This is a genomic window from Pseudoalteromonas sp. PPB1, from assembly GCF_015356275.1.
GTDB classification, from domain to species: domain Bacteria; phylum Pseudomonadota; class Gammaproteobacteria; order Enterobacterales; family Alteromonadaceae; genus Pseudoalteromonas; species Pseudoalteromonas rubra_D.
Map to the genome: position 1 here is coordinate 105,008 of NZ_JACEQV010000015.1, position 18,604 is coordinate 123,611.

12 protein-coding genes are annotated in these 18,604 nt (G+C 50.6%); 8 read left to right on the top strand and 4 right to left on the bottom strand.

What is annotated here, in order from left to right:
* Positions 1 to 49 precede the first annotated feature (49 nt).
* The 5 genes from IY568_RS16020 to IY568_RS16040 all read left to right on the top strand — a co-directional run bounded on the left by IY568_RS16020 (position 50) and on the right by IY568_RS16040 (position 9,455).
* Complete coding sequence (locus tag IY568_RS16020) at positions 50 to 3,946, top strand: two-component regulator propeller domain-containing protein (RefSeq protein WP_194868079.1); 3,897 nt, start codon at positions 50 to 52, stop codon at positions 3,944 to 3,946.
* A gap of 280 nt (positions 3,947 to 4,226) precedes the next feature.
* Positions 4,227 to 4,928 carry an AzlC family ABC transporter permease gene (locus IY568_RS16025; RefSeq protein ID WP_194868080.1) on the top strand — a complete coding sequence of 234 codons (702 nt, stop codon included), beginning with the start codon at positions 4,227 to 4,229 and terminating at the stop codon, positions 4,926 to 4,928.
* Between the two features lie 10 nt (positions 4,929 to 4,938).
* The gene (locus tag IY568_RS16030; RefSeq protein ID WP_138538082.1) at positions 4,939 to 5,250 is read left to right on the top strand and encodes an AzlD domain-containing protein; all 312 of its coding nucleotides are present in this window, start codon (positions 4,939 to 4,941) and stop codon (positions 5,248 to 5,250) included.
* A gap of 167 nt (positions 5,251 to 5,417) precedes the next feature.
* Positions 5,418 to 5,738: a hypothetical protein gene (locus IY568_RS16035; protein ID WP_138538083.1), complete on the top strand. Its 321-nt coding sequence runs from the start codon at positions 5,418 to 5,420 to the stop codon at positions 5,736 to 5,738.
* A 162-nt stretch (positions 5,739 to 5,900) separates the two neighbouring features.
* Positions 5,901 to 9,455 carry a chitinase N-terminal domain-containing protein gene (locus tag IY568_RS16040; protein ID WP_194868081.1) on the top strand — a complete coding sequence of 1,185 codons (3,555 nt, stop codon included), beginning with the start codon at positions 5,901 to 5,903 and terminating at the stop codon, positions 9,453 to 9,455.
* Positions 9,456 to 9,535: 80 nt separating this feature from the next.
* Here IY568_RS16040 and IY568_RS16045 read toward each other — a convergent pair whose 3' ends face one another.
* Positions 9,536 to 12,055 carry a M1 family aminopeptidase gene (locus IY568_RS16045; protein ID WP_194868082.1) on the bottom strand — a complete coding sequence of 840 codons (2,520 nt, stop codon included), beginning with the start codon at positions 12,053 to 12,055 and terminating at the stop codon, positions 9,536 to 9,538.
* A 265-nt stretch (positions 12,056 to 12,320) separates the two neighbouring features.
* Here IY568_RS16045 and IY568_RS16050 point away from each other — a divergent pair, with 265 nt between their 5' ends.
* Complete coding sequence (locus tag IY568_RS16050; protein ID WP_194868083.1) at positions 12,321 to 14,321, top strand: S8 family serine peptidase; 2,001 nt, start codon at positions 12,321 to 12,323, stop codon at positions 14,319 to 14,321.
* 42 nt (positions 14,322 to 14,363) lie between these two features.
* On the opposite strand, the gene IY568_RS16055 is transcribed toward IY568_RS16050, so the two are convergent.
* Positions 14,364 to 14,732 (bottom strand): winged helix-turn-helix transcriptional regulator, encoded by a 369-nt coding sequence (locus IY568_RS16055; protein WP_125561058.1) that lies wholly within the window; start codon positions 14,730 to 14,732, stop codon positions 14,364 to 14,366.
* Between the two features lie 174 nt (positions 14,733 to 14,906).
* On the opposite strand from IY568_RS16055, the gene IY568_RS16060 reads away from it, so the two are divergent.
* Positions 14,907 to 15,914, top strand: coding sequence for an MBL fold metallo-hydrolase (locus IY568_RS16060; protein WP_194868084.1), 1,008 nt, complete (start codon positions 14,907 to 14,909; stop codon positions 15,912 to 15,914).
* A 64-nt stretch (positions 15,915 to 15,978) separates the two neighbouring features.
* Here the strand turns inward: IY568_RS16060 and IY568_RS16065 are convergent, their stop codons facing one another.
* Both IY568_RS16065 and IY568_RS16070 read right to left on the bottom strand, forming a co-directional pair.
* On the bottom strand, positions 15,979 to 16,482 hold the full coding sequence (locus IY568_RS16065; RefSeq protein ID WP_228553387.1) for a nuclear transport factor 2 family protein: 504 nt from the start codon (positions 16,480 to 16,482) through the stop codon (positions 15,979 to 15,981).
* A gap of 53 nt (positions 16,483 to 16,535) precedes the next feature.
* Positions 16,536 to 17,510, bottom strand: a complete 975-nt coding sequence (locus tag IY568_RS16070; RefSeq protein ID WP_194868086.1) for an alpha/beta hydrolase — start codon at positions 17,508 to 17,510, stop codon at positions 16,536 to 16,538.
* Positions 17,511 to 17,691: 181 nt separating this feature from the next.
* Here IY568_RS16070 and IY568_RS16075 point away from each other — a divergent pair, with 181 nt between their 5' ends.
* The gene (locus IY568_RS16075; protein WP_194868087.1) at positions 17,692 to 18,594 is read left to right on the top strand and encodes a helix-turn-helix transcriptional regulator; all 903 of its coding nucleotides are present in this window, start codon (positions 17,692 to 17,694) and stop codon (positions 18,592 to 18,594) included.
* The last annotated feature ends 10 nt before the right edge of the window (positions 18,595 to 18,604 follow it).

Below are 18,604 nucleotides of genomic sequence, written 5' to 3' on the forward strand. Positions count from 1 at the left end.
TATGGATGTATTGGTATCACCTCAACGCACTGATACCGGAGGGTTGGCAGTGACAACATTAAGGCGTGTATGGCATGCAATTCTGATTACTTTATTGTCATGTACTTACCTGATCTCCAGTCAGAGTTGGGCCACCGTTCCAGTCTCTCAGGCGAATATAGAGCAGACGCACACAACCTGGATAAACACACCGTTTTTCGACACCGGCGAACTGATTTTTCAGACCATAGGTGACAATGAGCAAATCCCCAAAGGCGTGGTCACCGCGCTGGCTCAGGACCGGGATGGATTTATCTGGATCGGTACCCAGTTTGGCTTGATCCGTCATGATGGCTACCGGTTTGTGCCTTTTCAACATGATCCGCAAGACCAGACAAGCCTGTCTGGCAATTTTGTACGTACGTTATGGACCGCCCAGGACGGACGGATCTGGGTCGGTACCTTCTCTGATGGCGTGTCTGTCTATGATCCCAAAAGTGGCCAGTTCAGCCGCTTTGCACATCACCGCTCAGCAACAGGTGGCTTGCCTCACAACACAGTGCGTTCACTGACAGGCGACAATCGGGGTAATCTGTATGTTGCCACAGACAACGGGCTGGCGCATATCAAGACACAAACAGGCCAGGTAACACGGCTACGTGTTGAGGGCTGTGATATACCACTGCAACAACCCAGGCTCCGCTCAGTCTTGCTAACAGACACAGATACCTTGTGGCTGGGCAGCAAAAGTGGTTTATGCCGTATCACCTTGCCTGCTTTACGGGCAACTCAGAATGTGGACTGGCAGCAACCACTGGCTGGCACAACCCTGTCAGCCTTTAATCATCAAAATGTATTTCGGTTGTTTCAGGCGACTGATCGATCCATCTGGATTGGCACCACAGATCATGGCGCGGCGTTTTTCGTACCCGGCGCTGACGAGATCAAGCGGATCACGCATCGCCCGGATGATCCCTCCAGCCTCAGTTATCACTGGGTCAACGGCATTGCACAGCCTAATGATCAGGAGATCTGGTTAAGCACGTCCGGCGGCGGTATCACCGTAGTGGATGCCACAACTGGCGCGGTAAAGCGCCATATTCGTCATGATCCCCTGAATCCCTACAGTATTAACCTTGACTCTATGGGTGCCCTGCTCGTTGACGCGTCCGGACTTATCTGGGCAGGCACCTGGGGCAATGGACTCAATCGCCACAACCCGCACAATGGCGCGTTCAGAACCTTTGTCCGACGGCTCACCTACCCTCATTCGCTAAGTCATGTCGATGTGCGCAGTTTTGCCGAACTCAGTAACGGCTTGATATGGGTTGGCAACGCTCAAACGGGGATCGACATCATAGATCCGCAGATCGGCGTGGTAGCCGGCCACCGTCCCGATCCATCGGATCCAACCAAACTGGACGATGGCTACGCCCGAACGATCCGCCAAACCTTTGATGGTCATATCTGGGTCGGCTCGGCAAACACCGGGTTGTACCATTTTGATCCTGATACTCAGCATTTCACACGCTTCAGTAAAGCTGATGGCCTGCCCGGCTATCAGGTTGTCACCTTGCAGGAAACCCCAGGTGGCCAACTCTGGGTCGGTACTGGCGAAGGGCTGGCTCTCATGGATATTAATACGCGCCAGATCCAAACCTTAAATCACTTCAGTGATTACACCATTTTATCAGGAAAATCAGTGCTGAGCATGACCTACGCGGCCCCAAATTATCTGTGGGTAGGGACCCGCAATGGCCTGTTTGTACTCGATTTAGCCGCGCACAGTGTCACGGAGATCAGTGCCCAGACCGGTACTACGGAGACCTTGTCAGACAACTATATCAATAGTCTGCTGATTGATAGTCAAGGGCACCTGCTGGTTGCCACGCCACATGGGCTCGACAAACTGGTCCACTTTGACGGTCAGCACGCCCAGTTCGAATCTTTGGATCAATTAGTTGGCAGACCAACCGGTACAGCGGGCAATCTGCTGGAAGATGATCAGGGGCGTCTGTGGAACGGTTATGGCTGGATAGATCCCGTAAATCGCAGTTATGCAGACTTAAGCGTCGCCGATGACTGGGATACCGGAACCATGTGGACCGGCTCTTATACTAAGCTGCGTAATGGCACTTTGCTGTTCGGCGGAACGAAAGGGATCCTCTTGTTACGTCCTGAACTTTGGACTTCCTGGGAGTATCATCCCCCCCTGGTGATCAGTGAACTGGCGGTCAATAATCACCCCGTAACCAACACCAACCAACTGACCCTGCAACCCAATACCCGCAGCTTTTCAGTCGAGTTTGCGGCACTGGACTATACGGCACCACACAGCAATCGCTATGCCTATCAGCTCATAGGTTATGACGACAACTGGATCCAGGTGGACGCCAGCAAACGCCATATCACCTATTCACAGTTACCACCTGGCGACTACCAACTCAGGATTAAAGGGAGCAACCGCAAAGGTCAATGGAGTCAGCATCAAATAAGCCTGGCCATTACTCAGTTACCGACCTGGTATGAAACCTGGTGGTTTCGCCTGGGGCTACTGCTGCTGATCACCTCTTTGTTATACAGGGCGTATTTATGGCGAATAAAAGAACTCAAACAGCAACAAGTTGTGCTGGATAATCTGGTTCAGTCCCGCACTGAAAATATCACCATGCTGGGCACCATCGGCAAAGACATCACCTCTACTTTAGATCTCTCCTCGGTACTGGAACGTGTCTATAAACACGTTAATGAGTTGATGGGCGCAGACGTCTTTGTGGTCGGGATCCTGGACACCGAGAATCAGCGCATATCCTGTCGACTGGCGATTGAAAAAGGGCAAAAGCTACCTGAATTTGAATATGCTTTGTCCGACACCCAGCGCCCTGCTGTGTGGTGCGTCACCCACCAAAAAGAGCTCAGGGTCAATCAGATCAGCGAACTGACGCAGTTTGTTAACCACATTGCAGCGCCGGTTAGCGGCGCCGAGAGTGAGTCGCTGGTTTACCTGCCTCTGATTATTGATACCCGGACCATTGGCTGTCTGACCGTGCAGAGCTTTCAGCCATGTGCTTTTAGCGACAATGATGTGCAAATGCTGCGTACGATCGCCAATTACACCGCTATTGCTCTGGCAAACGCCGACGCAGTGGCCCAGCTTGAGAGTACCTTCAACCAGCTACAAACGGCCCACGAAGACCTCAAAGTCACGCAGCAACAACTGGTACAGCAGGAAAAAATGGCGGGACTGGGCCGTCTGGTTTCCGGCGTTGCCCATGAAATTAATACGCCGCTTGGGATTGGCATTACGGCTGGCTCTTATGCCAGCAAAGCGCTGGCAGAATGCGAGCAAAAACTGGCTGACGCACGACTCAGCAAAGACAACCTGGAGCAGTTTCTTGCCACACTAAAAGAAAGCCTGCAGTTGCTGGAATCAAACCTAAATCGTGCAGCACAGCTAGTGAAAAACTTTAAACAGGTGGCTGTTGACCAATCCATAGAAGAGCTCAGCACCATCAACCTACCGGATTATCTCAACGATGTGCTAACCAGTTTGCACCCTAAGTGGAAACATTCCCAGGTCACGGTGAAAACCGACGTTCCAGCAGAGGCTCGCTTGTCCACTTACCCGGGTGCCATCGCCCAGATCCTCACAAACCTGGTCGACAACGCCATTAAACATGGATTCGATGATGGAAAACAGCCTGGTACTATCTGTATTACAGTGAACGACCAACCGCAGCAGCTCACCTGGACAGTATCTGATGATGGCGCTGGCATGAGCGAAGAAACGCGGGATAAAGTCTTTGAACCATTTTACACCACCCGACGCAGCAGCGGCGGCACCGGACTGGGTATGCACATCGTCTTTAATATCGTGACGCAAAAACTCAAGGGCACCATAGAATGTAGCAGTGAAGCCGGACAAGGCTGTTGCTACACCCTAGTGCTTCCCAAGTCAGTCGGTTGACACCCATTTGGATTAAAATCAGACACGCGTTTACAATTAACATCGCTTTTCAGGTGTACTCTGTCAGCCCCTTTGCTCAAGTGATGTCGGCAAGTGCAATTCGATATTGGCAATCACCTGGTTACATATTGACGATTGAATTATTGCCCGAAGGTTCTGCTCAAGGTACATTCGTACGTTAAAAGAACAAATACTATCAGCCTTCGACAGGTGTCAGGCCGTTCATTTGAGGCCGTCATCTACGTCGGTTGCCAACCCACTCACAGGTTAAATAAATACAATGAACACGGCGCAAACAACATCAGTCAGATCCATTAAACTGGCCGCATTTTTTGACATTCTTCCCCTATCTATTGCCGTGATCCCTTGGGGAGTTTTATGCGGCTCATTGGCCATTCAGGTTGGCCTGAGCCCGTTACAGTCCCAGTTGATGTCCTTGCTGGTCTTTGCTGGTGCAGCGCAACTTTCTGCCCTGACTCTGGTGGGTGTCGGTGGCGGGATCGCCGCCACTTTGGGGAGTACCGCGGTGATCAGCTCACGCCATTTGCTGTACTCGGCCACCTTTCGCCATGACGCGCTAGGTTTGCCGCTACATCATAAAATTCTGATGGCCTTTTTGCTCACTGATGAAATGTTCGCGGTCACTGAAAATAAGCGTAACGAGCTAGGTCATTTCCCGTTGGATTATGCGCTGATCTCTGGTGCCACTTTCTATGTTATCTGGAATCTCTCCACACTGGCTGGCATTGTGGCTGGCACCAGTATTCCTGACCTCGACAGCCTAGGACTCGAATTTGCCATTGCTGCTACCTTTATTGCCATGGTAGTACCTAATATTAAATCATCGCCGGTGCTCATCGCAGTACTGGTATCGGCCTGTAGCGCCGTGCTGCTTCACAAATTCGATGTGCCTAACGGCCTGCTGCTGTCTGCACTATTCGGCATGGTGGTGGGCTACCGTTTAGACAAAGAAACCAGCTAGGGGGCAAACCATGAGCTACGATCTAATATTTTTAATGGCACTGATCACCTTCTTTATGCGTTATGCCTTTTTTATGGAAAAGCTACCCGTCAAACTCGATCTAAGAGTCCAACGGTTTTTAAGTTATACCGCCCCCTGTATTTTGACCGCGATGGCGGCACCCATTGTATTTGGCGAAGTGACATTCAATACGCATGATCTTGCTAATCCTTTTTTGCTGGGGGGAATACTGACCATCATGCTAAGCCTGCTGGTGAAAAACACCCTGTTCGTTGTATTGGCGAGTATGGGCATCTTCTTCGCACTAAAAGCCCTGTTGTGAATACATACAATGGCTGACCTAACTATAGTGAATAGCGAGTTTGGCGATTATTACAAGCTTCGATAGAGCATCACCTAAAAACAAGGTAGCAACATATTTACATCAAGTGTTGAATTTAATTAATGCATGCAGAATAATATTGTTTTTATAAAAGGACCAAACAAATCATGAAGCTCGTTTCCATTCTCACATTATCTTTATTGCTACCGCTCGCGCCAGCAGCTTTCGCCGCAAAAGGCGTCGGTCAAGTTGAACGTATCTATCCAAGTGGCGGTAAAGTATTCTTCCGTCTCAAAGGCGATGAGTGTAAGCAAAGTGCCAATGCCGGCAATACCTACTGGTATTTTGAACTCGCAGACGCCACAGCAGGGGTGAACGTATCTATGTTACTGGCTGCCGCAAACACATCCAAAACGATAAAGATCGGCTACCCTTCCTGTGACCCGACAAAAAACCAGAAAATAAATTACCTCTATCAAGATTTTTGATTCACCAAGGCATAGCACCCTATAAAAAATAAGAAACAGATGGTTTATCCCATTGCCTTTTATTGTGCTATGCCTTTCATGCCAATTGATCCCCATCAAGAGCTTTTATTACAAGTAGTTGGCTCATCTCGGTCGATCGAACTATAAAAATAAGACACGCATATGAAAGTTTTAACACGCTTACTCTTGTGGCTTACACTCGCTACCAGTTTTCAATCGTTTGCTATCAGCAGCCCAAGCTTTAGCCTCAGTACATATAGTATGTACCGGGGGAACACAGTAACACTGTCCTGGAGTCGTCCCAGCGGCACACAGTATTTCAATCTATGGGTACTCAAGCCTGGTGATACCTGGCTGAAATTCAGAGGGGGTTACACCAGCACCTCCTTTAACCGTTATATCAATAAAAACGGCACCCATACTTTTTACGTCGAGGCGTGTGATGCCAGTGGATGCAGCGCATCAGGGTCGGCATCCGTCACGGTCAGTGAACCGCCTCCGCCTGGGCCGAGTGCAGTGCGGGGGTTCTCTTTATCCACCTCACAAATATACACTGGCGGCAGTGTGATGCTGCAATGGCAACCGCCGAGCAGCTATTCAGGTTCACTTTATTATCGCTTACGCACTAAAAAGCCAGGCGGAAACTGGTTTGTATTTCGAGACGTTTCGACCCCAAATTTCCTCCGCTCAGGGATCAATCTGGCAGGGACTCATTATTTCCAGATCCAAGCCTGTGATTCTTGGAACCAGTGCAGCTACTCCTCTGTACACAGCCTCTCAGTGCTATCACCGCCCCCGGTACCAGATGCGGTTGCCGGGCTGTCTGCCAGCAAGACGCAACTGAATTATGGTGATTCCGTTAAGATCAGTTGGCGTAAACCCGGCAACATCAGTGATACGACTTACTACGATGTCTATATCACTAAGCCAGGCGCACAACCCGGGCTGCCAGATGAGCATTTTCTTTGGCATGATAATTTCAGAGCGACTGAACTGACACGTAATGAGATTTACCGTCGGGGTGCAACCAAAGTGGGTATAGTGCCGTGCAACGTGCTCAATCAATGTGGCCCATTACGTGAAGTCAGTTTCACGGTAGGCGGCACGCTACCACAACCCACATTTACCCGAAATAAGTCTGTCATTCGTCAGGGAGAACAAGTCACTTTCAACTGGTCGCTCCACCCCTATTACAAAGACACGGTCAGTTATACGCTCTACCAACATTCGCAAGGAACGACGCGTAAAATAGCAGGTCCACTGGCGACAACCGTACAAAGCTTTACTCATACGCTCAATGAAGTGGGAAGCAGCACTTTTTACCTTGAAATGTGTAACACCTATGGTGAATGTAACAATAAATCACTCACTGCGTTGACCGTGCGGGCAACGCCTGTGATCACCCAAGCCGCGGTAGCGCAGTTGGCCGTCAATAAATCTGATATCACTTACGGTGAGCATGTCGCACTATCATGGCAACGCCCGGCAGGCTACGATGAAAACAGTGGGCTGGTATTTGATGTCTATGTGACTAAGCCCAGTCCGAACCCAGGTGAAGCAGATATCCGCTTCCTGTGGCGTGATAACCACCCGTCTCTTACATTGACAAGGGGCCCCAATTATCGTCGTGGCACCATTAAGGTAGAAGTCGTGCCATGCCTGGCAGAACAATGCGGTTTGAGCCGTTCCGTGTCTTATACCCTCAGCGGTAACACGCTGCCTGCAGCGACACAGTTTACCGTTAAACAAAATACCGTGTTTGCCGGAAAGGGGTTTGACTTTAACTGGCAGTTCCCTGAGTTTTTTCAAGAAGCCGTGACCACTCAATTATGGGTCAAAGCGCCAGAACACACTGCGCTGCAAGAATACCAAGCCAATGCACCTTTGCATGCCCCGGGCCAGTATACTTTTTATCTTCAGTACTGTGATCAGAAGGCACCCACAATATGTAATGACTATCTCAGTCACCCTGTCACAGCAACGGTCAAACCGATCAAAGTTGCGAACCTCAGGGTTGATAAAGCCAACATCAATTACGGTGATTCTGTCACTATCTCCTGGGACAAGCCCAATGGCTATACAGAAGCCCTTACCTATGATGTATATATTACCAAGCCCAGCTCGGAGCCTGGCCAACCAGATCAGCGGTTTTTGTGGCAGCGTGCCCTCACTGATACTCAGGTAGTACGAGGTCCGAATTACCGCCGTGGTCAGATTGGTGTGGAAGTACATCCTTGCCTGCCCGATGGCAACTGTGGTGAAGTCACGACAACACAGTACACACTTGATGGCACCACCCTGCCTGACGCAATACAATTTACCAGTGAAAAGCCCGAGTATTATCTGAACGAGTCGGTGTCTTTCAACTGGCAAATGCCAGAGTTTTTTAAAGAGCCCATCACTGCCAAACTGTGGATGACTTCTCCCGGCAGCCAAACCATCAGTCTGTACACCCCGGGCACCGGTCTGACGCAAAAAGGCACCTATACCTTTTATCTGCAAACCTGCCTGACCAACTACAGCACCGTGTGCAGTAAACAGCGCAGCACTGCCACCTCAGTCGTGGTCAGTGACAATGCCGCCTTGCTCAAAGTAGAGGATCTAACGGTGTCCGCCAGCGATATCGTTTATGGAGAATCTGTCACCCTATCGTGGAAAAAGCCATCCGTTTATCAGCAAGATATGGTCTATGATGTTTACATCACCAAACCCAGTCAGTATGCCGGGGAGCCCGAACAGCGTTTCCTGTGGCAGGATAATTATACCGGCACGTCACTTGAACGGGGACCTAACTTTCGACGCGGTACCATCAAAGTCGAAGTGCAGCCTTGTACCTTATCAGGGCAATGTGGCCAATTGTCTGAAGTCGCTTTTCAGCTCACAGACAGCCACCTGCCCACGGTCACCTTTGAACCACTGCCGGAACGCGTCTTTACACACCAAACGGTCACACTGCAATGGCAGATCCATGAGTTTTTCCAGGAACATGTCAGTTACACGCTGTATGTCAAACCACCAGGTCAGCAACAGCTAACCATGCTGGGGGAATTCGACTCACGCACCCAACAATCGCGTTTCCAGTATCAGTTCACCGACGCTGGCGAGTACATTTTCTCTGTTCAGGCCTGCGATAAGAAAACCAATGGGGCTATCTGTAGCATCCTGGAAAGTTCAGAACTGGTGGCAAACGCGGAGCCTCTGAGGCTCACATTGAGTGTGGAAAATGGCAATCTGCAATGGACAGACGTTGCACAGATCAGCCACTACTTGCTGGAAGTCGCTGACTGCACGCAAGGCTGCACCAATGGCGAGGTACTGAACTGGCAAAATATTCCTCTGTCAGGCGCACAGACTCACTATGACGCAAGCAAGGTGACCGGGCTGAGCGCATACAGGGTTAAAGCATGTTTTAGCGATACCATTTGTAGTGGCTGGAGCAATCAAGTACTGCACGACCCGGATGCAAGACTCCTGACGGGCAAAATCGCAGAGCTCAATACCATCTCTTCCCTGGTTCGGATACGCATTAAAGGCGATACCTGTAAACGCACAGAAAATGGTCAGTTCTGGACACTGGACCTCCTGACACCGGCTGGGAGCGTGACGTACAACCTACTCAGAACCGCTCATCTCCAAGACCGCGCTTTGGTCTTCTCTCTGCCAACCTGCCAGGCAGATAGAGATCAGCCAATTATCGAGCTATATCAGGATTACTGATAGGCCGATGCAAAACGACCCATAGTCAAAAAAACGGGCCCATCAAAAGGGCCCGTTTTTTCAAGGCTAACCAGCCCTGGCTAGTTTGCCTGTAGCTGGGCAAGTTCCTCACGTGCACGGCGGGTATCCTTGTGACAGCGGTTGATGTGGGCTTGTACTATATCTCGTTTACCTTCAAGGCCCGGAATATCAAGCCAGCTGGTAAAGGAACGTGTCACCAGCGCACTGTCTTGCTCTGAGCACCCGGTGATAAAATTGTAAGGAAACCACTGTAACTGATCATCCACAATACGCGCCTGAATGCGTGCTTTGTGTCGCTGTATATAGTCAGCAGCTACCGCTCTAAGTGCAGGCTGAAAGAGTGGAAACTGAAAACGATAGTCAATCACAAAACTGCGCGTTTTATCACTGAGTAGAAAATCATAAAACAGGGTAACCTGATTTGCACTTGTCACATATCCGAGTGCATTAAGCAAATCTTCCTGCACCGCCCGGGATTCAGTGTCAAACAACCTCAACAAGCGCCGGTACTCCTTATCTGTGCTGTTTGCAGCCACAACACGCAATACACTCACACGGTGCTTAAGTTCAGCAAGTGGTGTGCGCTGCATGTATTGCCGGGCAAAATGAATCGCTTCGGGCGATTTAAGATACACCCCATAGAGCAACAGCCAGTCACCCCCGCTGTCCTGCTCAAGCCGTGCCTGCCATGTGGTGTGCGCAGGCAAATGCTGCTGTAAAAAGTCCGCAAACTGCGACTGTAAACTGGCTGGGATCTGCGCCACAAAAGCATCACTGATTACCTCCAGCGCTTTGCTGGCCTCCAGGCTATCAGCAGGTTGTGCGCGCAGCAACTGAGTCAGCCCGTGGATGTACTGGACATAGCTCAGCAAGCCCGCTTTGGTCAACGCTTCGCGGTTATCCATATCCGCCAGCCGGTTGGCCATGGTGCGCAGAGTCAGCGGGAACAGCGCATTACCAGACTGATCATGACTACGAAAATACCCAACGCCCGCAGGGTCAACCAGGATCGCCGCAGCCGGATTAATCCCCTTTAAAGACATAGATGGCTCAGACAGGACCAACCTGTGCTGCGTGACTTTATCGCCGTCCCAACTGTGTACTTCGATTGGAATAGTCCAGTGTTTTCCCGCCTCTCCCTGAAAACTCCGCTGCGACAGGACTAACTGTTCCGCTTGTTTAGCGACGCTCAATAATGGGTAACCTGACTGAGTCAGATAGCTCTGAACAATCTCGTCTACGCGCAATGAATTAGGAAACAGACGCGTGAAGTCTTCGGTTGTTGCATGCCCGCCCTGATACGTACGCACATACTTACGCATTGCCTGTTTCATTCGTGCCTCACCGGCATGATTTTGTATCATGTTCAGCAGCGCACGCCCCTTGGTATAATAAAGCGCGCCTGTTCCTTCGTTGTCAGCGCGGGTTTGTACCAGACGCTTCAGCGCCGGGGCACTTTGATTGTCATCACCGAACGCCCTGACCTGAGGCGTATACGTACAGGCTGCATTATCCGGGTAATGATGATTCACAACTTTGGCAGCAAAAAACTCACTGAACGACTCATTAAGCCAGTAATCGTCGTACCACTGCATCGTCACAGTGTGACCGAACCAGGTATGGGCCACCTCATGGGCGATCAACTTGCGAAAGCGACATAAGTCTCCCTGGCTGGCATCCGGCGCAGGCAGCTGATTGCTATTCAGCGCAATCAGACTGACATTTTCCATCCCGGCCAGTGTGCCAATCGGCGCGATAAAGAAATCGAGTCTGTCATAAGGAAACGGTGCATCCAGATAGTCGGACAAATATCGAATGGTCTGATTGATCAGTGTGCCCAGCTCTGCCGGAACATGCTGGCGTTCACTTTGTCGCATATACACCGTCGTTTCAACCCCGGTATCGCGCAGGGGGATTGTCTCAAATACGCCGACCGCCAGGGCCAATACATCGGTATTTATTTTCGGCGTCGGTGCAAACCGGATCAGCTGCCTGTCGCCGTGGCGCTGTGTATTAACCGGGCGTGTATTGTGTAAGGCCTGCATATCAGCCGGGATATCTAAGCTCAGAGTGAACACGGTTTTGATACCCGGATCATCTACCCCCGGAAACACTCGACGTGCTTCCATCTCCTGAAACTGCGTAAACAAGGTTGGTTGTCCATCATCGCCACCCACCTGATACAGTCCCTGCACACTATCTACACCGCCAACCAAACCGGAGAATCGTATCGTCAGCTCTGCGCTGCTTTCTAGCTTAAAAGGCAATGTATGACGCACGATATCAAAGCGATCCGGTGCCACCACAGGTAACGCAATTCGTTTGTCGCGATACCGCAGCTCAATCTGACTCAGTGTCAAGCCAAGAGAATGATAAGCAATATAATCAGTAGGTTGAGAGAAGTTATAAACAAGTGTGGTTTCACCGCTAAAGGTGCGTTCACCCGGCGAGATCGTCAGCTTGATGTGCTGCTGCCCAACCGATATCCCTTTTGCAATTCGGTAATCCGTTGCCAGTACTGGCTGTGAAAAAAAGGTCATTAGAAATAAAAGAGCGACCGCGCCTAATCTATAAGTCATTGTTATTATTACTTCCTGTAGATCCGTTCCCTTCATACTACGCCAAACCAGGTGCCCAGAAAAGCACCACAGCATGAGTGAATTTTCGAATTATTCATCATTTTTACGTATTTGTGTAATTTGCATTAACAATGGGTTGCAAATTGAAACATCAAGGGGTAGTTTGATCCTCAATGGGGTACAAAATAGACAATAATCCAGACCTCATTGCATTAGATGCAGCAAACATAACAAGCAACAACAACAAAAATCAGTAGGAAGCAACATGAACAAGACATTTAGACTTACCTCGTTAGCCATTGCCTTATCTGCACTATCATCAACCGCCGTCAACGCACAGGAAACCAAGCAATATATTCTTAAGCAAAGTGACTTAGCGATTTTTGCACCGCAAACCAGTCGCTTTGCCCGTGCCGCCATTGCCCACGACTTCGCAGCTGAGCCAGCTGCAGAAGTACTGTCAGATGATGAGCAAGGCACAGTCGTTACCATGGAGCTGACTGCAGAGCAGGTCGCACAACTTAAAGCGTCTGGCCAGTACGCCTATATTGAAGAAGATTATGAATATGTGCCTTTCTCATCGACCACCAGCGCAGAAGTCTCACCGTATGGCCTGGCCGAAGTACAGGCACCTTTGTTACAAGACACCAACGCCGACTTGTTTAAAGTCTGTGTGATTGACTCTGGTTACGATCTGGGCCACCCGGATCTGCCCCAAAACGCCACAGGTTTTACCGACTTGCCTGGCGGCCTGACCTGGGATCAGGATGGCTCAGGTCACGGTACACACGTTGCCGGTACCATAGTCGCACTGAAAAATGGTCAGGGCGTCGTCGGCGTGCTACCGAATGATAAAATTGGCGTACACAACGTGCGCGTTTTCGATAACGATGGTAAGCAAGGTTTAACCTCTCGGATTGCCCGAGCAGTTGATAACTGTGTCGAAAATGGCGCAAAAGTCATCAATATGAGTTTAGGTGGTGGCAGCCCCAGCCAGTACTTCCAGGACCGTTTGCAAGCTGCGTATGACAAAGGCGTACTTATCATTGCCGCAGCCGGTAACAAGGGGGACAGCACAGTCAGTTACCCTGCCAGTTACGAAACCGTGATGTCAGTGGCGAATATTGACGAAAACCGCGTGAAAAACGCTACATCACAGTATAACGCTTATGTAGAAATTGCAGCGCCAGGTACCAACATCCTGTCAACGGTACCGCGTGGTACCGGTGTTGCGGCTGGCGTAACAGCCAACGGGGTATTTGTTAAAGCCGGCGGCATGACCAACTCAGCAGAAGGTAACGTCAGTGCTGAACTCGTCGACTGTGGCCAGGGCCTGAATGCCTGTGCCGCGACGCGCAGCATCTGTTTAATTGAACGTGGCGGTGCCTCTTTCAAAGACAAAGCGGCCAACTGTGAAGCCGGTGGTGGTGTTGCAGCCATCATCTACAACAATGCAGCGGGTTCATTCAGCGGGACGCTGGGTGACGGCGCGCATGGGGTGACCATTCCGGTCATTTCTTTGTCTCAGGAAGACGGTACGGCACTGAAATCCTCTGTGGGTGCCACAGTGCAAGTTCAGCTCGAAGCCATTCTGGATTACGATGAAAAATCGGGTACCTCTATGGCAAGCCCACACGTGGCCGGTGTTGCTGCTCTGGTCTGGAGCCAACACCCAAGCTGTACTAACGTAGATATCCGTAACGCCCTGAATGCCACGGCAATCGATTTAGGCTCGGCGGGTCGTGACAATGAATATGGTCACGGTTTAGTACAGGCCAAAGCCGCGTCTGACTATATTGCTACTAACGGTTGTAGCGGCACACAAGAAAACCAACTGCCAGTTGCCAGCTTCACAGCAAGCTGTACCGACCTGGGTTGTAGCTTTGATGCCAGCGCCAGCCGCGACCCGGATGGTCAAGTCCTGGCTTATGACTGGAATATCGACGGATTTGCTACAAGTGGTGTCAACGTCACGTACGCATTTGCCAATGCCGGCAGCTATCAGGTATCACTGACAGTGACAGATGATGCGGGTGCTACGCACACTGTCTCTCAGTCAGTCGCAGTCACTGATGGCAACAACAATACTGGCTGTAGCGGCCTGGAAACCTGGTCTGCCAGCAAGATTTACCGTTCAGGTAATGAAGTTGCCTACAACGGTCGCAAATACCACAGCAACTGGTGGCACCGTGGCAAAAACCCAGCGCAAAACTCTAACGTGGGTAATGCCTGGAAAGTCTGGACTGATTTAGGCGTCTGTAACTAAGCGCCCACGATTTATTTTTGAGAGCTAGCAGTCAGGCGACACTTAGGTGTCGCCTTTTTTATGGACCACATGCTGTTGTCGCTGACCCCATTCACACAGCATATCCAGGATCGGTCTGAGCTCATCCGACAATCCGGTACTGGTGTATTCCACCCTGGGCGGCACTTCTGCATACACCTCGCGAGAGACCAGCCCGTCGGCTTCAAGCTCCCGTAATTGCTGAGTCAGCATCTTTTGCGTGATTTTAGGAATGCGCTTTTTCAGCTCACCAAAACGCAGCGTGCTGTCGCGCAGGTGAAACAGAATGATCACCTTCCACTTACCACCGATCACATTCATCACCGAGGTCATCGGGCAGCCAGCCAAATTAATTTCATTTTCTTCTGCTTGTAACGCGTTGTTTTCCGCCATTGGTTACCCCAGCCATACTAGCTTACAAATTGGTGCTTACTTGATCTGAGTATATCCGAACTCTATAGTTCCCAAAAGATACCAAGGGTATTTTTGATACTTTTATGTATTTAAAGCGTACACAGCGTGCGCTGACAACCCCTTGTCGATGTAATACACAACCAGGAAACCCCCATGAACACACCAAAATATGCTTTCTTCGGCGCACTGGCCATGCTGTCAGCTGTCACTGCACAGGCCGCCGACTTTATCTATAAACCCGCCTCTGCCACGCACATCGCGGCGCCCAATCAAAAGGTTGCAGGTAGCCACCGCGAGCGTTTTATAAAGCCTTATGAAGTGCAACGCCTGAGCCAGAGCGTGTACTGGATCTCGGTTGCCAACTACAACGTCACCGCGGTGGTTGGTCAGCGCAGCGTGCTGCTGATCGACGCCCCCCATGGCACTGGCAAACAACTGCTGGCAGCCATCCAATCTTTCACCCATAAACCGCTGCATGGCATCGTCTATTCTCATGCCCATGCTGATCACGTAGGCGACTCACGGCTGATCCAAAAAGCACTGGCCGATACCCCCATTGAAATTTATGCCACCACAGAGGTACGTGATGCACTGCACTCGCACAAAGTCACGGCACCTGCGCCAGTCACTCAGATCATTGGCGACACGTTTAGTTTTGAAGGCCACACGCTCACAACATTTAGCAACTTTAATGGCCACACTCAGGACAATACGGCGTTGCTTATCACCGATCAGGGGCGCACCATCATTCACGCCATCGATCTGGTTCACCCGGATCAACTGGAGTTTCGCAGTTTTTCGAACGTTGAAGACGCCATCGCCTACAAAAACGACATAGAGACACTGATGACGCTGGACTGGGACGTGATGGTCACCGGCCACAGTAACCTGGGCTATAAAGCCGATGTCCAGTTTGTCCGGGACTATATCCGCGATGTTCAAGCCTTTATCCATGCGGGGCTGGCCAAAGCCCAGTTTGCCGAGCACTTTAAAGGCGAATCGCCATTCAGCTGGTACGCGGGCTATACCAATGAAATCATCGACTTTGCTCACGCCAAAATGGCAGAAAAATACCGTAAAGACAGAGAAGAAGAGTTTGATATTGTAGCTAAATCGCACGTCCGGGTGATGTTCTGGGCGATGTTTGCCCGGGCCCTTTAATCTGCACTCAGAGAGCGATCAACGCAAAACGACGCCCAATTGCATTGATCGCTGCCTGCTCACACTAATCCGTTACTTTTCGGGCTTCCCGCTCCAGCCAATTTTGCCGGGCATGCTGCGGCGCGGTCGCCAGAATATCGCGGCTCCCCTGCTCTGCTTTACGGATGAGCCTGATGGACGAAATTTGCCAATGCTGCTGCGCTTTGATCAGACCGAACTCATAGCCCCCGGACACCGACCAAAATCCCGTTTCTCCCAGCCAGTGACGTGCAATAAACTCAGCGCTGGCGACAGCCTTATCACCCGTGACGGTCACAACCAGATTACTGAGTTCGTGCAAGGTAGCATCAAAGCCAGGCAGAAATCCGGCCCACTGCTGTAGTAATGCCCGTCGCTCTATCCGCTGTGCTGCTGTGCCAAATAAGTCGCTGTAATCGACCGTCAGCTGCGGGGCAAATACCCTGCCAAGATATTCAAATGCCCCCTGATCGGCAAACACAGAAAAACTGTGTATCTGACTGCGAATTTTAGCTTCGTCTGCTGTCATTGTGCGTGCATTGGCATTCATCGTCATGACTCCTATAAATAGTACTAACCAATATCTTGCTCGCATGCTGCCCCTCACAAAGTTGCCGCAAAATGTGTCACGACGGCATCCACCGCCTGACTGACCGACTTGGGCTGATCGTAAAAATCAAACTGACTGATCCCCTCAAACCACACGGCACGCACATTGCTACCCGCGCTATCAAGATATTGACGGGCACCCGCTGGCAATGCCATGGCATCGGAAGCGACCATCAGCACCGGTTTATCCTGAGCCGCGGCACCGGCCTGCGCATCGTAATTTAACCAGCCCGACCAGGAGGCAACATTAAACTGATTATCGTACTGGGGAATTAACCCTCGATCTGTTTGCGTGTAATAAGGGACCTGATACATCAATGACTGTGCATTGCTGTTGCTGGCCGCTTCAATATAAACAGGTTGCGCAGCCTCAGTCGCTTGTTCAGCCGCAGCAAGTAAATTCTGGACTTGTGCTTCGCCACCGTAAATGGCTGTCGCCATGGCTTTGTCATGCAACCAGGGGGCGACTACGGCAGCGCTTTTTACTTTGCCATGACCTGTTATGGCATCCAGCATATACCCGGCCGATGCACAGATCCCGAGACCTGCTATACGTGTGGTATCGACGCCCTGCAACTGGTCGAGCGCATCGATCACGGCACGAATATCCGCGGTTTTACGAACCGGGTCTTCCAAATACTGCACCGTGTCAGCACTTTCACCCCAACCGCGAAAGTCGAAGGTCAGCGCAGCAAACCCTTGCTCTGCCAGTGCCTGCGCATAGACCCCGCTCATTTGCTCTTTCACCGTTGTCCAGGCACCCGTGACGATAACCAACGGTGCATTGGAATGATTTTTGGGCAGGTACAGGTTGGCAGCAAGCGGCCCTACCTGAGTACGCAATTCTATCTTTTGCATAGTGATCTCCTGTGACGATAATTGATGCTGATGCGTGGTTGCAGACGCAGTGTGTGGTAATGCTGCGATGGTCAGACTCCCTAACAGGAGTAATAGTGATTGCTTAAACATGGCACCCTCTGTGTTGTATGCGAGCCGTTTGGCTAACCTGGGTATAGATTAGCGGCTGAGGGGCCCTGCAAGATTGAAGATTCCTGCCCGGGTTTTGGTATTTTATTGCACACAGCTGAGTTGACGGCGGATAGTACAGTGGGCTAGATTCATCCTAAGAGCCATCAATGAACACCCCGCAATGCAATCAAACCTGAGGTTTTATAACTTTGAAACCAACACCTTATCGGATTGTGGTGCGGTGCTGGAGATTACCTTTTCGAATCATGATCTGGCGTGGCCGGGCATACTGGTTGAACAAGGTATGTCTCCCCATTTTTACCCTACTCATGTTTACACGCCGTACTTTTACTTTGCACTGGCACTGGAAAATGACTTGCACTGGCAGGCCGAACAAAACGGGCAACTTGCCGACTTACACACCAGAGCGGGCAATATCTGGATCAACCCGCCGGACACGCCCTTTACGCATGCGATCTCAGAACCCTGCTATTTCGTGATCCTGGCCATCGAGGCCCGGCAGTTTCTTGACCGCTGCCCACTCAGCCTGGATGGCATTGAATTGCAGTTTTTGAACAATTACAACGTAGTGGATGGCACCATCAAGGGCATGATTGAACTGTTTATGCTCGAAGTACAAAACAAGGGCCGCAATGGCACAGCCTATTTAGACAACCTCGTTGGGCTGCTGGCCACCCATTACATACACAACTACTCCAATTATCTGGATCAGAAAACGGCGCAGGTCGCGACTTCTAAGTTTGATCAACAGCAAATTGCTAAAATTGATGACTATATTCAGGCACATATTGGTCAAAGTATCGCGGTGGACGATCTAGCGGACTTACTGGGGTGCAGCAAGTTTTACTTTCTGAGGGAGTTTAAAAAACACCTGGGGATCACCCCCTATCAGCACATTCTGGATAGGCGTCTGGCACAGGCCAAAACCGCATTGCAATCCGGGCGCACCAATATCGCCGCGACCGCTCTGGAGCTGGGCTTTAACGACCAGTCCCACTTTACCCGGGCATTTAAAAACCACTTTGGCATCACGCCCGGGCAGTTTATCAAACAACACAATTAACGGGCCTTGG

Coding starts and splice junctions, on each gene's coding strand:
- IY568_RS16025 (WP_194868080.1), top strand. CDS start 4,227: ATGAACACGGCGCAAACAACATCAGTCAGATCCATTAAACTGGCCGCA.
- IY568_RS16030 (WP_138538082.1), top strand. CDS start 4,939: ATGAGCTACGATCTAATATTTTTAATGGCACTGATCACCTTCTTTATG.
- IY568_RS16035 (WP_138538083.1), top strand. CDS start 5,418: ATGAAGCTCGTTTCCATTCTCACATTATCTTTATTGCTACCGCTCGCG.
- IY568_RS16040 (WP_194868081.1), top strand. CDS start 5,901: ATGAAAGTTTTAACACGCTTACTCTTGTGGCTTACACTCGCTACCAGT.
- IY568_RS16045 (WP_194868082.1), bottom strand. CDS start 12,055: ATGACTTATAGATTAGGCGCGGTCGCTCTTTTATTTCTAATGACCTTT.
- IY568_RS16050 (WP_194868083.1), top strand. CDS start 12,321: ATGAACAAGACATTTAGACTTACCTCGTTAGCCATTGCCTTATCTGCA.
- IY568_RS16055 (WP_125561058.1), bottom strand. CDS start 14,732: ATGGCGGAAAACAACGCGTTACAAGCAGAAGAAAATGAAATTAATTTG.
- IY568_RS16060 (WP_194868084.1), top strand. CDS start 14,907: ATGAACACACCAAAATATGCTTTCTTCGGCGCACTGGCCATGCTGTCA.
- IY568_RS16065 (WP_228553387.1), bottom strand. CDS start 16,482: ATGAATGCCAATGCACGCACAATGACAGCAGACGAAGCTAAAATTCGC.
- IY568_RS16070 (WP_194868086.1), bottom strand. CDS start 17,510: ATGTTTAAGCAATCACTATTACTCCTGTTAGGGAGTCTGACCATCGCA.
- IY568_RS16075 (WP_194868087.1), top strand. CDS start 17,692: ATGCAATCAAACCTGAGGTTTTATAACTTTGAAACCAACACCTTATCG.